This is a genomic window from Streptosporangium sp. NBC_01469 (assembly GCF_036227305.1).
Classification (GTDB): Bacteria; Actinomycetota; Actinomycetes; order Streptosporangiales; family Streptosporangiaceae; genus Streptosporangium.
Map to the genome: position 1 here is coordinate 7,686,126 of NZ_CP109465.1, position 15,856 is coordinate 7,701,981.

Annotated in this window: 11 protein-coding genes; 6 read left to right on the plus strand and 5 right to left on the minus strand. The window is 66.9% G+C overall.

The features are described 5' to 3' along the window. Window positions 1-17: 17 nt before the first annotated feature. On the minus strand, window positions 18-182 hold the full coding sequence (locus OG587_RS47365) for a winged helix-turn-helix domain-containing protein (protein WP_443075291.1): 165 nt from the start codon (window positions 180-182) through the stop codon (window positions 18-20). A 475-nt stretch (window positions 183-657) separates the two neighbouring features. Here OG587_RS47365 and OG587_RS33650 point away from each other — a divergent pair, with 475 nt between their 5' ends. The 4 genes from OG587_RS33650 (at window position 658) to OG587_RS33665 (ending at window position 5,564) form a co-directional block, all read left to right on the plus strand. Further along, entirely contained in the window at window positions 658-2,157 is a 1,500-nt protein-coding gene (locus OG587_RS33650; protein ID WP_329081150.1) for an ISL3 family transposase, read from the plus strand. Between the two features lie 643 nt (window positions 2,158-2,800). Beyond that, a complete protein-coding gene (locus OG587_RS33655; protein WP_329082501.1) occupies window positions 2,801-4,018 on the plus strand; it encodes a reverse transcriptase domain-containing protein in 1,218 nt (405 codons plus the stop codon). Further along, a protein-coding gene (locus OG587_RS33660) for an IS3 family transposase (protein WP_329082503.1) occupies window positions 3,901-5,033 on the plus strand; the annotation gives its coding sequence in 2 pieces (ribosomal slippage) (window positions 3,901-4,102 and window positions 4,102-5,033; 1,134 coding nt in all). The genes OG587_RS33655 and OG587_RS33660 overlap by 118 nt, the downstream gene beginning before the upstream one ends. Before the next feature lie 174 nt (window positions 5,034-5,207). Further along, on the plus strand, window positions 5,208-5,564 hold the full coding sequence (locus OG587_RS33665; RefSeq protein WP_329082505.1) for a group II intron maturase-specific domain-containing protein: 357 nt from the start codon (window positions 5,208-5,210) through the stop codon (window positions 5,562-5,564). Between the two features lie 264 nt (window positions 5,565-5,828). On the opposite strand, the gene OG587_RS33670 is transcribed toward OG587_RS33665, so the two are convergent. Genes OG587_RS33670 through OG587_RS33685 form a run of 4 tightly spaced genes read right to left on the minus strand, consistent with a single transcriptional unit; the run spans window position 5,829 to window position 10,529 of the window. Then, entirely contained in the window at window positions 5,829-6,317 is a 489-nt protein-coding gene (locus OG587_RS33670; RefSeq protein ID WP_329082507.1) for a hypothetical protein, read from the minus strand. Window positions 6,318-6,357: 40 nt separating this feature from the next. After that, on the minus strand, window positions 6,358-8,745 hold the full coding sequence (locus OG587_RS33675; protein WP_329082509.1) for a tyrosine-type recombinase/integrase: 2,388 nt from the start codon (window positions 8,743-8,745) through the stop codon (window positions 6,358-6,360). Window positions 8,746-8,782: 37 nt separating this feature from the next. After that, complete coding sequence (locus OG587_RS33680) at window positions 8,783-9,874, minus strand: IS630 family transposase (RefSeq protein ID WP_329082512.1); 1,092 nt, start codon at window positions 9,872-9,874, stop codon at window positions 8,783-8,785. A 43-nt stretch (window positions 9,875-9,917) separates the two neighbouring features. Next, window positions 9,918-10,529 carry an IS630 family transposase gene (locus OG587_RS33685; protein ID WP_329082513.1) on the minus strand — a complete coding sequence of 204 codons (612 nt, stop codon included), beginning with the start codon at window positions 10,527-10,529 and terminating at the stop codon, window positions 9,918-9,920. 398 nt (window positions 10,530-10,927) lie between these two features. Here OG587_RS33685 and OG587_RS33690 point away from each other — a divergent pair, with 398 nt between their 5' ends. Together OG587_RS33690 and OG587_RS33695 are read left to right on the plus strand one after the other, a co-directional pair. Further along, window positions 10,928-11,917 (plus strand): helix-hairpin-helix domain-containing protein, encoded by a 990-nt coding sequence (locus OG587_RS33690; protein WP_329094089.1) that lies wholly within the window; start codon window positions 10,928-10,930, stop codon window positions 11,915-11,917. A gap of 645 nt (window positions 11,918-12,562) precedes the next feature. Continuing rightward, complete coding sequence (locus tag OG587_RS33695) at window positions 12,563-15,745, plus strand: LamG-like jellyroll fold domain-containing protein (protein ID WP_329082515.1); 3,183 nt, start codon at window positions 12,563-12,565, stop codon at window positions 15,743-15,745. Window positions 15,746-15,856 lie beyond the last annotated feature (111 nt).

Here is a 15,856-nt window from a genome sequence, read left to right on the forward strand (position 1 = left end):
CCTAGTGATCGGCGGCGTCATCGAGAACCCGGCCTCGTCTTCGAAGACGATCCATGCTCCAAGCGCCGCCGCGGTTCTTCCACCTGGGGCCATGTCTCCTTCATCCAGCCGGCCGCCGCCTCATCTCGCTCGGCAGCCCGGCGTGCCGGCACCTGACACGACCAGCCGTGCCGCTTGAGCAATGCGGCCCCCCTTGAATGGTGTAACTCTTGTGGAACCGTCGGCCGATCAACGTCTTGATTCGCTGCAGGGTCCAGGTCTGGTCCGGCCAGCCGTGCGTCACCAGCCCTTTGTTCAGTTCGGTCTCCAAGACGGTGAACAGCTCATCGCTCAGTAGTGGTAGCGAGGCCGGGCCGGTGGAGACCAGCGCCCGCTCGCCGCCTTGTGGCCAAGCTTTACGCCACCGCTGCACCGAACGCACACTTACCCGCAGATCATGGGCGATGACCGTGTTGTCCTGCTCGGCAACGAATCGCTCGGCCGCCTAAAACCGCAACCGTTCGCGGAAGGCCCACCGCTCGGCGGTCAGCCCGACCCTGGGGTCTGTCCAGTTACCGGTGCGCGGGTCTGTCCAGTTAACGGCTCTGGCACGAATCCGGTGGTGACGGAGTGTACGGGCTGGCAAGGTGACCTTGGTGTGCCTCGAAAGTCTTGAAGATGCTGTTCCCGCAGTTGGCCGACGTGGTCCTCGAGCAGGTGATCACAGAGCAGCAGATCGTGCGGGTACGAGCCCGAACACGATCGGTAGCAGCATCCTGCCCCGCCTGTGGAGTCCCGGCCCGGCGAGTGCACGCCTACCACACGCGGCGTCTGGCGGATGTGCCGGTCGGCAGCCACACCGTGGTCGTTGACCTGCGCGTACGCCGACTGGTGTGCGAGGCCCGCGGTTGTGTGCGGCAGACGTTTCGTGAACAGGTTCGGCAGGTGGCGGCTCGTTATGCGCGTCGTACTGTGGGGTTGGCCGCGCTGATCGTGGACCTGGCAGTGGTGCTGGCCGGTCGCGCCGGCGTGGCTGTGCTGGCCCGGCTGGCGGTGAAGGTCTCGCGGACCACGGTGCTGCGCTTGTTGATGAGCGTTCCCGCCCCCGCCGGGCCGGTGCCCGCAGTGCTGAGCGTGGACGACTTCGCGCTGCGACGAGGCAACAGCTACGCGACCTTGCTCATCGACGCGGTCACTCACCGCCGCATCGATGTGCTGCCTGACCGCAAGGCCGCCACATTGACCGCATGGTTACGCGAGCATCCCGGCGCCCAGGTCGTGTGCCGTGACGGCTCAGCCGCCTACGCCGAAGCCATCCGCCAGGGAGCACCGGACGCGGTACAGGTCAGCGACCGCTGGCATCTGTGGCACGGCCTGGCCGCCGCAGTGGAGAAGACCGTGGTCGCCCACAGCCGCTGCTGGCACACCGCAGGGCCCCGCCGCACCGGCGCGCTCACCGAACGGACCCGCCGCAAGCATGCGCAGGTCCACACCCTCCTCGACCAGGGCCTCGGGCTGGGCGAATGCGCCCGACACCTGGGCTGGGGATTCAACACGGTCAAACGCTACGCCCGCGCCGCCTCGGCCAACGACCTCCTGCGCCCGCCCAAGTACGGCGCCACTCTGGTTGATCATCACCGCGAGCATCTGCGACGCCGCTTGGCCGAAGAGCCCGGCGTGGCGGTCACCCATCTGCTGGCCGAGATCCGCGAGCGCGGCTACACCGGCAGCGCCAACCTGCTGGTGCGCTACCTCAACCAAGGGCGCGCCGACCCCGACCGCACCCCGCCCTCACCACGCCGGCTGGTCTCCTGGCTGATGAGCCGTCCCGACGACCTGCCACCGCATCGCCGCCGCCACCTGGAGGAACTGATCCCCGCATGCCCACACCTAACGGCCCTGGCCGCGCGGGTGCGCGAGTTCGCCGCCATCCTCACCCAGCGTCGCGGTCACGACCTTGACGACTGGATCAGCACAGTACGCGCCGATGACCTGCCCGCCCTGCACAGCTTCACCCTCGGCCTGGAAAAGGACAAACAAGCCGTCATCGCCGGACTGACCCTGCCCTACAGCAACGGCCCCATGGAAGGCACCAACACCAAGGTCAAGCTCCTGAAACGCCAAATGTACGGCCGAGCCGGCTTCGCCCTACTCCGACAGCGGATCCTGCTCTCCTAGCAACGCTCTGTCACCACCGGATTCGTGCCAGAGCCGAAAACCGTACAGTCCCGCGTGCCCGTGAGGCGCTGTGATTTGAGCGGAGGTGGGAGACCTTCGCCTTCGGCCTGTCGCAGCAGGTCGGTGGAGCTGAGGGCAGCCTGATCTGGGTGATGCCGGGGAGGGCGGGAGCAGCCCTGACAAAGCCGGGACGTGCCAGTACTGCCAGATGGTGCGGGTCCGGTGAGCGTGATGGAGAGGAGTACGAGAGGAACCGACGTCGTTAAGTCCCTCCACTGGACGCCTGCTCGAACCTGGTGGATGTGGGCAGGACGCGGTGCGCACCCGCTGGCCGAGGGCCGGAGGGGAACTCCTGGGCCGGTTTGCCATTGCCGGCAAGGAGGCCATGAGGAAGGTCTGCGGCGTACTCATGGCGAGACCGCAGGGACAAAGTCGGGCTCCTCCTTCGTCGAGCGAATCACAGTGAACACGGGAACCACCCGGTCGCAACTCCTGGCCGTGGGCATCCAGCCCACTGGCCGGGATAGGTGCATCGACCACTGAACGGGTCGGGTGGGGCGGAGCCGCCGTAGTAGTCCGAGGCCGGGAAAGCCGGTCACATGGCGAAGGGCGGTAGCGGTTTCGAGAAGGGATGGAGGCTGCAATGCCGAAAGACGCGCCGCCGAATGGCGGCGCCTGGCCGGAGGCGGTCCCGCTGGGGCCGAGTCGGCGGGTATCGGAGATGCAGGCCAAGCTTCACCGTTGGGCGGCGGCTGATCCGGTCCGCCGGTTCGACGACCTGTTCAACTTCGTGCATGACCCGGCGACGCTACTCGTGGCGTTCGATCGGGTCGCGGGCAACCGCGGAGCACGCACTCCCGGCGTGGACGGCCTGACGGCCACCGACGTCGAGGAGCGCATCGGTGTTCCGGGGTTCCTGGACGACCTGCGAACCTCTCTGAAGGATGGTTCGTTCCGGCCTTTGCCGGTGCGGGAACGTAAGATCCCCAAACCGGGTGGGTCAGGAAAGGTCCGTGCCCTCGGGATTCCGACGGTGGCCGACCGGGTCGTGCAGGCCGCGCTGAAACTCGTACTGGAACCGATCTTCGAGGCTGACTTCGAGCCGGTCTCTTATGGGTTCCGGCCCAACCGGCGTGCTCAGGATGCGATCGCTGAGATTCATCATTTCGGCACCCGAGGCTATAGGTGGGTGCTGGATGCGGACATCGAGGCGTGCTTCGACCGGATCGAGCATGCGGCCCTGATGGAGCGGGTGCGTTGCCGGGTGAAGGACAAACGCGTTCTGGCGCTGGTCAAAGCGTTCTTGAAAGCCGGGATCTTGACTGAGCTCGGTGAGAACAAGAGCACCACGACCGGGACGCCGCAGGGCGGCATCTTGTCTCCGCTGCTGGCCAACATCGCCTTGTCGGTGCTCGATGAGTATCTGATGGAGCCGTGGAAGAGCAGCGGGTCGATGTCGAGCGAGGGTAAACGCGGATACCGTCGCCGCAAGGGTCTGCCGACATGGCGGCTGGTCCGCTATGCCGACGACTTCGTCGTCTTGGTCCATGGGACCGAGCACGACACGCTGGCGGTGCGCGAGGACATCGCGAAAGTGCTGGAACCGATCGGGCTGCGGCTGTCACCTGGAGTTGGCCCGGTTTGGTGGACACCTGACCTCTGGGGAACCCTGGTTCCCGAAAGAAGGAGTTCACTGTGCCGAACAACTATCCGCCGGAGTTTCGCCGGCAGATGGTGGAGCTGGTGCGCGCGGGACGGTCGCCGGAGGAACTCGCCAAGGAGTTCGAGCCCTCCGCGCAGTCGATCCGTACCTGGGTGCGCCAGGTCGACCTCGATGATGGCCGCCGCCAAGACGGCCTGACCAGCGCTGAGAAGGACGAGCTGGTCCGGCTGCGCCGTGAGAACAAGATCCTCCGCGAGGAGAAGGAGATCTTGCGTAAGGCCGCGGTTTTCTTCGCGCGGGAGACGGATCGGCCGAGATGAAGTACCGGCTGATCGATGCGGAGAAAGACCACCACGATGTCTCCCTGCTGGCCCGGGTGCTGGGTGTGTCGCGCCAGGGCTACTACGCCTGGGCCAAGCGCGGCCCGTCCACTCGCGCCTGTCGTGATGCCGAGCTGACTGAGAAGATCCACCGGCACCATACGGCCTCTGATGAAGTGTATGGGGCGCCGCGCATCCACGCCGACCTGCGTGAGATCGACGGGGAGAAGGTGGGCCGCAAGCGAGTGGCCCGGCTGATGCGTGCGGCCGGGCTGGCCGGTGTCTCCCGGCGTAAGGGCTGCCGCACGACGATCGCGGATCGGCGGGCTGCAGCCGCGTCGGACCTGGTGAAGCGGAAGTTCGAAGCGGACGAGCCGAACCGGATCTGGACGGCCGACATCACGTATGTGCCGACCTGGCAGGGTTTCGTTTATCTCGCTGTGGTCTTGGACGTGTTCTCCAGGCGGATCGTCGGCTGGGCGATGGCCGACCATATGCGGACTGAGCTGGTGACCGACGCGCTGGCGATGGCGATCCATCAGCGCCGCCCCAGCGCCGGGGTGATCCATCACAGCGACAAGGGCAGCCAGTACACCTCGATCGCCTTCGGCCAGCGATGCGAGCAGGCAGGAGTTCGCCCCTCGACGGGTAGGACCGGGACGTGCTTCGACAATGCGATCACGGAGAGTTTCTTCGCCTCGCTGGAGTGTGAGCTGATCGACCGGCGGACCTTCCGTACCAGATCAGAAGCCGAACGGGCCGTGTTCGCCTACATCGAGGGCTTCTACAACCCACGCCGCCGCCACTCCGCGAACGGCCAGCTCAGCCCCACCGAGTACGAACGCCGACACGCCCTTAAGAGCATTCAAGAAGACGGCTATGCTGCCGCGTAGCCGAAAGCCCTGACGTGTCTACTGAACCGGGGCAACTCCACACCGGCCAAGACCCAGATCGCGCATCTGAGCGATGGGTTCGACTTTCTGGGGTTTCGCATCCAGTGGCGCCGCAAGAGGGGAACCGATAAATGGCACGTCTATACCTTCATCGCTGACCGGCCCATCCGGTCGTTGAAGGCCAAGATCCGTGCCCTGACCCACAGGAAGTCACAACAAGACCTGGGATCCGTGCTGATCAGGCTCAACCAGATCATGCGCGGCTGGGCCAGCTACTTCAAGCACGCCGTGGCCAAGGACCGGTTCTCCGCACTTCACCAGTTCGTGTGGTGGAGGCTGATCCGGATGCTGCAGGTCCGGCACCGCTGGAGCTGGAAGGACGTCCGACGCCAGTTCACCACCCCGACCGGGCGGTGGCTGCCCATCACGGCGGCGGGCGGGACCGAGTTGTTCGATATCGCCACGGTGGCGGTGACCCGCTACCGCTGGCGCGGCAACAACATCCCCAATCCCTGGAATTCACCCATATGACGGCAGAGACCGTGGAGAGCCCGTTGCGTTGAGAGGCGCACGGCGGGTTCGGCGAGCGGCTTGAGGAGACGGGTTCAGAGAAATCTGAACACCGCGCCTCAAGCCGACTCGACTCTGGCCCACTTTCGGTGGTGACGGAGCGTGTTAGCCGAGCAGGATGCGGTGGCGGAGGAGCGCAAAGCCGGCTCGGCCGTACATCTGCCTTTTGATCATTTTCGTTTTTATGTGGAATCTGTTTTGTCAAGCCGCGCCGATCGGTCGCGGTCAGTTGGGTGCCGGATCTCCGAACAGAACAACCTTGCTGACAACGGGATCGAAACCGAGGACCGGGTGTTCTTGGCTTCCGCCTTCCGAGGTCATCAGCACCGGCTTGCCGAGTTCGCTCCCGATCGCCCGCAGGAAGTCGCAGAGTGTGTCGACCCCTTGTTGACCTTGTAGTTCACGAAGATCGATATCGAAGTCGATCTCGGTCTCCGATATGAGCCGGAAGATCGCGAGCACGCCCGGAACGGGCCAGACTCGCAGCGACACCGTCTCAGCTTCGGGTGGACGCGCGAGCACTTCGGCTGCGGTGGGCAGCGGCAGCACCGTGTCGCCTTGCGAGTACTGCCACTGCCATCCACGCGTTCTAAGCAAGTCCAGGACGGTCTGCCAGTCCTCGACGGTGGCGTCCGGGACAAGGAGGTCCGGCAATGCGCCCATCAAGTCGGGATCGAAGAATTCCCTGACCTCGTCCCATCGGAGATCCGTCATGCCGTCATGCTGCCTGGTCGCGGGGCTTGCCGCAGCTTGATTACGTCGGCTTCTGGTTGACAGCGATGACCGGAAGCAGCGTTGCCTGGGCCGGAATATCGATCTGCCGCGGGGTCGCACCGGACGGCGTGGGGACGTCGGCGAGACGTTCCAGAAGCTGGTCAAGGGCGGCCTGGCCGTCGTCGACCGCGGCCCGCTCGTCGTCGGTGAGCGGGACGGTGGCAAGCATGCGCTGCAGATTGTCCTTAGCCTCCAGCAACAGAGCCTTGGAGGAGTCCTTCGGGGTGTAGAAGTCGCACTTGGCGCAGGCCATCCGGTGCGGGCACTGTTCGAAGAAGGTGTAGTTGCAGAACCCGTGTCCCAGGTCGTAGTACTGCCAGGGTTCTCCGACTGCCGCGGCTCCGCTCTCGACGGCGTCTCGGTCGATGAGGACCTCGATGGTGCGGACGTTGCGTTCGAAGTATCCGGCGTCGGTGTAGGCCCGCGTCAGCGTTGTCGGGGTGATCTTGGCGTAGTACTGGGTGGACTGCGGAGAGCAGTGGCCGAGCCAGGCTTGCAGCTCGAACAGCGTCATCGGCTCCTTGGCGTTGTAGAGCTGGCTGGCGATGGTGGAGCGGGCCCGGTGGCTGGTGATGTTCCCACGGACGTCGGCAGCCGGGACGCCGGCCTTGCGGCAGAGCATGGGGATGACGGTGTTGTTGATGTAGGAGGAGGAGACACGGCGGGCTCGGAAGGCGAACAGCAGGTTCACCTGCTCGCCGGTGCGGCGGTCGACGAAGAGCGGCTGGTCGGGGCGGACGGCCTGCCAGGCGTCGATGGCCTGGCCGAGGATCGGGTCGACAGGTTTGGTGAACGCGGTTCCGGTCTTGTGCGGGGGAACGTCCAGGAGGCAGACCGCGTTGCGGGCCAGGACCTGGTCGGAGTCGCCGGAGATTGGGGCGTCCTGGTGCTGCCAGCGAATGCATCCGAGGCGCAGCCGGGCGATCTCGTCGCTGCGCAGCCCGCTGAACAGCCAGGTCACGGTGATCGCGCGGACGAGCTCGATCGGATAGAAGTGCCCCGACTTGGTCTGCGGCAGGTCTTCCTGGTTGAGGTTCAGGCCCGCCCATAACAGCTTGGCCCAGATCTCGTCAGCGATCACGCGGGGGTTCGGGCCGAGCAGCGCAGCGATGCTGCGCGGGGTCGCCAGCGCGCGTTGCGGGTCGAAACGGCGGGGCAGCCACTCCCATTCCTGGCAGTCGGTGAAGAACCTGCGCAGCGCGGCGAGCTGCCCCTCCTTGCTGCTGGCTTCGAGCGGCTTGCCGACACGGTCTTTGAGACCGACGGTGCGCTGGACGTAGTCACCGACGTTCATCCGGTCGAGCGCGGCGACCCAGGCCGCGCAGGTCTGCCGGGTCCAGTCCGCCGGGTCGGAGGCGTCGGGGTGTTCGGCCTGGAGCCAGCGGCCGACTTTGAGCAGGTTGGAGCGGACGCCGCTGCAGGTGCGGGGCGTCAACGTCGAGGTGGCATGCCAGCGGTCGACCCACCGCTCCCATTCTGGCGCGCCGCCGGTGGCCCGGGCCGAGTGACGGCCGTTGCCCTGCCGGGGCGGATCGCAGAACCCCAGCGCGCTCACCGCCCGTTGCAGGGCGTGCAAGGTGTTCATCTGCGTGCCAGGCAGCAGACGCTCGCGCCGGACGCGATCGAATAGCTCAGTGGTCAGGTGGTCAATGTGAGGGCTGCGGTTGAGCAAGAACAGCCGGCAGGCCACCATCGGCAACAACGTGTCGTCGTCACGGCCAAGCCGGTAACCCCACTCGTCCAGGATGGCCCGAACCTGGGCGATCTCGTTATTCAATCGGTCACGCCCGAAGATCTGCCGGGCCAGGGTGAGGCCTTGGAAGCTGCCGAGGCGATCGAAGCCGGTGAACGAGCCCAGCAGGTAGGCGTGCGCCGCCAGGTAGGGGCGGACCTCGTCACCGGCCCAAGCGGGTGCGTTGCGATGAAAGTCGGTCTGGTCACGGCCGAGCAGGTGGGCCCATTCGTCCTCGGTCCAGCCCCAGAAGGTCCGGCCCTCCTTGGCGCAGCGCAGCAGCAACAGTGCGACGACATCCAGCATGGCGCGTCGCCGATGCTGCGTAACCGGGCCGTCCAGCCCGGCGTTGACGACCTCCAGCGGACGCAGGAGCCGTTTGACCGTCGTCCAGCCGGGCGCGGACCGGTCGTGATACTGCAGCCGCCGCAGGTTGCGGACACCGAGTTCGGCGAGGCCTCGCATCTCGTCGGCGCGAACCTCAACCGTCGTATCGAAGCGGTGATCGACAAGGGGTGAGTACCAGCGGGGCGCGGGAACCTCGGCGGTCCCGGGGAGCGCGGCCGTCACCGCGATGTTCCCGTCGTCGTGGTCGCTGTGGAGGCGTCGATGCCGGTGAGCATCGCGATGCGCCACGCATGAATGTGTTCCATGCTGCGGCTGAGCTTGTCGGCTAGTGTGCCGCGCCAGAAATTCGTTGTAGATATCGGGCGAGGGAGTCGAGGATCTCTTCGGCGGTCTTCTTCCATACGAAGGGCTTGGGGTTGGCGTTCCAGTCGGTGATCCAGGCGCGGATGTCCTTCTCCAGAGCCTGGACACTCTTATGGGCACCGCGGCGGATCTTCTGTTCGGTCAGGTAGCCGAACCACCGCTCCACCTGGTTGATCCAGGAGGAACCGGTCGGGGTGAAGTGCATATGGAACCGGGGATGGCGCGCCAGCCACGCCTTGACCGCAGGGGTCTTGTGGGTGCCGTAGTTGTCGCAGATCAGGTGGATGTCCAGACCTTCGGGCACGGTCTTGTCGATGGTGAGCAGGAACTTCTTGAACTCCACCGCCCGGTGCTGGCGGTGGAGTTCACCGATCACCACTCCGTCGGCGACGTTGAACGCGGCGAACAGGCTCGTGATGCCGTTACGGACGTAGTCGTGGGTACGCCGCTCGGGCATGCCGGGCATCATCGGCAGCACCGGCTGAGACCGATCCAGCGCCTGGATCTGGGACTTCTCATCCACGCACAACACCACCGCCCGCTCGGGCGGGTGGTGATACAGACCGACGACGTCGACGACCTTCTCGATGAACAACGGATCACTCGACAGTTTGAACGTGTCGGCCTGGTGCGGCTTGAGTCCGAAGTCCCGCCAGATCCGCCCGATGGTCGACTTCGACAGCCCGGACCGCTGGGCCATCGACGCCCGTGACCAGTGCGTGGCGTTCCTCGGCGTCTTCTCCAGCGTCGCCACCACCACGTCTTCGACCTGATCCAGCGTGATCGACGGCGGCCGGCCCGGACGCTCCTCATCCTGCAAGCCCTCCAGCCGCTCAGCCAGGAACCGGCGCCGCCACTTGCCCACCGTGCTCACATGGACCCGCAACTCGGCGGCCACCTCAACATTCGACCGGCCCTCCGCGCACGCCAGCACGATCTTCGACCGCATCGCCAGCACCTGCGAGGACTTCGCCCGCCGCGCCCAGCGCACCAGCGTCTCGCGTTCTTGTCCCGTCAGCTTCACCTCGGCCGTGGGCCGTCCAGTCCTTGCCACATAGGCATTCTAGACTTCTGAGCCGAATTTCTGGCGCGGCACACTAGCAGCGTTGCGTTGATCGTCTGAATCTAAGCAGTTCACCGATGACGGTGCCGTCGGCGACGTTGAAGGCGGCGAACAGGCTGGTGATCCCGTTGCGGACGTGGTCATGGGTGCGCCGCTCGGGCATACCCGGCAGCACCGGCTGTGAGCGGTCCAGGGCCTGGATCTGGGACTTCTCGTCCACGCACAACACCACGGCCCGCTCGGGCGGGTTGTGATACAGCCCCACGACGTCGACGACCTTCTCCACGAACAGCGGATCGGTCGACAGCTTGAAGGTGCCGGCCTGGTGGGGCTTGAGGCCGAAGTCGCGCCAGATCCGCCCGATCGTGGACTTGGACAATCCGCTTCGGGCGGCCATCGAGGTCCTCGACCAGTGGGTGACGTTCTTCGGCACCTGCTTCAAGGTCGCCACCACCACCTGCTCGACCTGATCCAAGGTGACTGAGGGCGGGCGGCCGGGGCGCTGCTCGTCCATCAGCCCCTCCAGCCGGAGCCGGACGAACCGCCGCCGCCATTTGGAGACCGTGTCGCGGTGAATCCGCAGGGTGGCGGAGATCTCGATGTTGTCCAGACCATCCGCGCACGCCAGCACGGTCTTCGACCGCATCGCCAGGACTTGTGAGGACTTCGCACGCCGGGCCCAGCGTTCTAACGTGGCACGCTCATCAGCGGAAAGCGTCACCGGAGTCTTGGGCCGTCCCGTCCTCGCCATGCAGCCCATTCCAGACTTAGCCGACGAACTTTAGACGCGGCACACTAGCTCTGGGGGCCACCGGCCTGCGCGGTATGCGAGCGGCACCCAGCCAAAACCGCTGGGGAGACGGCCCCCCTTACGACCGGGACACCTACACTGCAGCCACGGCGACCACCTGGGCCGAACTCAACCAGACACCCGAAGCGATCACCCGCCGCCTTTTCGGCCCTCTTCTTCGAGCCCTCAACACCGAGAGCTACTACTCGTCAGCTCTCACCGACCCAGACATCCAGTAGTTCAGAGAAGCCACTCTGCACAACGTCGCCGACATCACCCGCCGGGGCCTGATGCTCGGCGATTCCGTGGTCGTCTACAAGGCCGGCGACGTGATCCCCCGGGTCGAGGCGCCGGTCGTGCACCTGCGCACCGGCGACGAGCGGCCGATCCCGATCCCGCAGGTCTGCCCGCTGTGCGGTGACGAGATCGACGCCTCGCAGGAGCGGTGGCGGTGCGTGCGCGGGCGCGCCTGCCGGGTGATCGCCTCCATCGGCTACGCCGCCGGCCGCGACCAGCTCGACATCGAGGGCCTGGCCGAGAACCGCATCCAGCAGATGCTGGACGCCGGGCTGATCGCCGACTTCGCCGACCTGTTCTACCTGACCCGCGAGCAGGTGCTGGGCCTGGAGCGAATGGGCGAGACCAGCACCGACAACCTGCTCGCCGCCATCGAGCGGGCCAAGGCCCAACCGCTCAGCAGAGTGTTCTGCGCGCTGGGCGTGCGCGGCACCGGCCGCTCCATGAGCCGCCGCATCGCCCGCCACTTCGGCAGCATGGACGCCATCCGCGCGGCCGACGCCGAGGCGATCGAGGCGGTCGAGGGCATCGGCCCGAAGAAGTCGCCGTCGGTGGTGGCCGAGCTGGCCGAGCTCGCGCCGCTCATCGACAGGCTGGTCGCGGCCGGGGTCACCATGACCGAGCCCGGCTGGACGCCACCCGCCGCCCCTGACACCGGCACCGCCGATGCCGGTGCCGAGCCGGGCGGCGCGTCCGAACTGCCGCTGGCCGGGATGTCCATCGTGGTCACCGGCGCGATGAGCGGGGCGCTGGAGGCGCTGACCCGCAACCAGATGAACGAGCTGATCGAACGCGCCGGAGGCAAATCCTCCTCCAGCGTCTCGGCGAAGACGTCACTGCTGGTGGCCGGGGAGAAGGCGGGCTCCAAGCGTGCCAAGGCCGAGAGCCTGGGTCTGCGGATCGTCGGCCCGGAGGAGTTCGCCGGCCTCATCGGCCCGTTCATCTGACCAGGGCGTGCATCCGAGCTCACTCATGTCCTGTCTCTGGCGATGGAGATCGTCTGCCAGAGACAGGCGGATGGCACCATGCTTCGGGGCCACTCGCCCTCGGATCAACCCCCGAGGTGGCCGTTGGCGGAGTGGCTGTGGGGATTGTAGAACCCCTCGATACAGGCGAACACCGCCCGTTCGGCCTCGGAAGTCACTCCGCACCAGGTCGGGGATGTCGCGAAAGAGGAGTCCCTTGATCGAAGATTCGCGGATCAGGTCGTCCGGGCATGATTTTCGCGCTCATGTTCGCGTCCGATACGTTCGCGTTCGTCGGCTGGTTACTGTGCCGCCGCTCAGTCTCCTTGATCGGATGTGGGCATGAGCAGGGAGTGACGGAGACATCGCTCATCTGGCGGATATCTTCACACCACTCAGATCCCTGAAGAAATCTTTAAGAAGAATGACCAAAACTCTGGACGAACGGTTGGGGTCGAGTGAAGATTCGATCATCACTCGGAGATCGTGGAGACGCCGGGCAGGTGGTCCGTCCCGCGCGTAACTCCTGCTTACCTTGGGCGAGGACGTATGCGGGTACTGCCTGGGCTGCTCACAACGATGTTGATCATAGCACTCTCTCCGATGACATCCGCCCGGGCGGACGATGTGCCAGAGCCGCCAAAGACCGTCCAGGAGCAACCGGCGACCGAGAGTTCCGCGGTCGCGGCGGCCCTCCGCACCGGGCAGCCGGTCGAGATCGAGTCGATGCGTACGGAGACCCGCCAGGTCTTCGCCAAGCCGGACGGCACCCTCACCCTGGAGCAGAACGTACGCCCGGTACGCGTACGCCAGTCCGGCGGCTGGGTCCCCGTCGACACCACCCTCCGCCTCAACCCCGACGGCACGGTCAGCCCGGCGGCGGCGGCGGTCGGGCTGACGTTCTCCGGCGGCGGCGGCGTCCCGCTGGCCAAGCTGTCACGCGGCGCCAAGTCCCTGGAACTCGGCTGGCAGGGCACCCTGCCCAAGCCCACGCTGAAGGGCGACACCGCCACCTACGCCGAGGTCATGCCGGGCGTGGACCTCCAGGTCACCGCGGACGTGGATGGCTTCTCCCACGTCCTGGTGGTCAAGTCGCGAGCCGCCGCGGCGAGCATGACGGAGCTGACGTTCCCGCTGTCCGTCTCCGGCCTGTCGGTGGAGTCGGACAAGGCAGGCAACATCGAGGCCGTCGACAGGAACGAGGGCACGATCTTCACCGCGCCCACTCCGAAGATGTGGGACTCCGAGGGGATCACGAGCCCGCAGGCGCTCAAGGAGGGCCGCTCCCCCGAGGCCCGCGAGGCCACGATGGGCGTGGAGCTGACGGGCAGGCAGCTGCGGCTCAAGCCCGACAGGAAGATGATGACGGACCCGAAGACCCGGTTCCCCGTCTACCTGGACCCGTACTTCTCCGCCGCGCGCAACGCCTGGACCGCGGTCTGGAGCAACTGGCCCGGTTCCAACTACCTCAACTCCAGCGACGTCGCCAGGACGGGCCACGTCGACTCGCAGAAGAACCGCTCGTTCTTCCAGATGAACACCGGCTCGACCATCCACGACAAGCAGATCATCAAGGGGACGCTGCGCACGTACGAGACGTGGTCGTACTCGTGCAGCGCCCGCAAGGTCGAGGCCTGGGCGACCAACCCCATCAGCAAGAGCACCACCTGGAACAAGCAGCCCACGTGGGTCAGGCTGCTGTCCACGGTGAACGTGGCCAAGGGCTGGGGTCCGTCGTGCATGCCCGGCGGCGTCGAGTTCGACGTCACCTCGCAGGTCGTGGACGCCGCCGCCAAGAAGTGGCCCAACCTCACCATCGGCCTGCGCGCCACCAGCGAGACCGACGTGTACGCCTGGAAGAAGTTCAAGAACAACCCGAGCCTGGTCATCGAGTACAACTCGCTGCCCGCGAACCCGGTGGCCGCCGACGCCTGGTCGGACCCGGGCGGCCCCTGCGTCTCCGGGGATGCCCGGCCGATCATCAGCACCGCCACGCCGAAGCTGTGGGCCAAGCTGAAGGACGTCGACAACTCGGTCCGGGGCCGGTTCGAGTGGTACAACGCCGCCGGGGTCAAGACGGGCGAGTACCTCACCGCGACGGGCTCGACGGGCACCGCCTTCTACGCGACGATCCCGCTGAGCCTGTACTCCGACGGCGCGCTGATCCGCTGGCGGGCCCGCGCCGAGGACGGCAAGGCCAACAGCGCGTGGAGCCCGTGGTGCGAGGCCACCGTGGACGCCACGGCCCCCGGCAGGGAACCGGAGATCTCCTCGCCCCAGTACGCGGAGAACACCTGGAGCGACGGGGTCGGCCTCCCCGGCACGTTCACGTTCGCCCCGAACGGCGTCCCCGACGTCGCCGCCTACGTCTGGGGCCTCGACTCCGCGCCCAAGGCGGAGGTCGCGCCCGGCCAGGACGGCAATGCCACCATCGCGGTGACGCCGCGCCACGACGGCCCCAACGTGCTTTCGGTACGCAGCAAGGACCGCGCGGGCCAGCTCGGCCCGATCCGCACCTACGTCTTCAACGTCAACGCGGGCAAGGGCCCCAGCGGCCACTGGAAGCTGGACGAGGGCCAGGGCACCGTGGCGGCCGACAGCGTGGCGGCTCACCCAGCGACGTTGTACGGGGCGACCTGGACCTCCGGCAGGACCGGCACGGCGCTCAAGCTGGCCGGCACCTACGCCCAGACCTCCGGTCCCGTCGTCGACACCGGTCGCAACTTCACCGTCAGCGCCTGGGCCCGCCTGACCGGCACGGCCGCCTCCGCCACCGCCGTCACCCAGGAGGGCGGCAGGACGGGCGCGTTCTCGCTGCAGTACGTCAAGGCCAACGACCGCTGGGCGCTGACCGTGGCGGGCTCGGACACGGACGGCGCGCCGGCGGTGCGCGCCCTGTCCTCGGCCGCGCCGAGGCTGAACGAGTGGACCCACCTGACCGGCGTCTACGACTCGGCGGCGGGCCAGATCTCGCTCTACGTGAACGGCAAACTGGAGTCCACGGTCGCCGTCACGCCGCCGTGGAACGCCACGGGCCCCCTGACTATCGGCCGCGGGAAGGTCAACGGGGCGGCTTCCGACCACTGGTCCGGGGACGTCGACGAGGTGCGGGTCTACGGCCGCGCCCTGTTCGCCGACGAGATCACCGACCTGGTCAACAGCGCCGCCACGCTGGTCGGCCACTGGGAACTGGACGAGGAGTCCGGCTTGTCGGCGGCCGACGCCTCGGGCCGGGCGACGGCCGCGACGCTGTCCGGAGCCGCCTCGTGGACGTCGGGCTGGCTGGACGGCGCGCTCGCGCTCGACGGCGTCAACGGTTACGCCCAGACGACCGCGCCCGTGGTCAACACCAGGAACGGGTTCACCGTGGCCGCCTGGACCCAGCTCGACTACCTGCCCACCCGTGACACGACGGCCGTGGCACAGCCCGGCAGCAGGGCCGCCGGGTTCCAGCTCGGCTTCGACAAGGAGCAGGGGCGGTGGACCCTCGGTATGGCCACCGCCGACACCGACACCGCCGCCCTCGTCCGCACCCGCTCCGACGACATCCCCAACCCGTTGGAATGGACCCACATCGCCGGCGTGTACGACCCGCTGGCCGGTCAGCTCCGCGTCTACGTCAACGGACGCCTGTCCACCACCACCGTTACCAACCATCTGAGCGCATGGAACGCCGCCGGCCCTCTCCAATTGGGCCGGACCAAGACCGCGGGCGTCTTCACCGGCTTCTGGCCGGGGACGGTGGACGACGTCCGCGCATATGACGGTGTGTTGAGCGCCGAACAGATCGCCCAACTAGCCGCCCAGTAATTCCCGCACCACAACTCCCGCACCACACCCCCCAAACTGGGAGAGGTTCATGGATCTGCCGGATGAGTTAGAGCTGCCCGAATCCCGCTGGCATCGTGTTCCACCACCCGA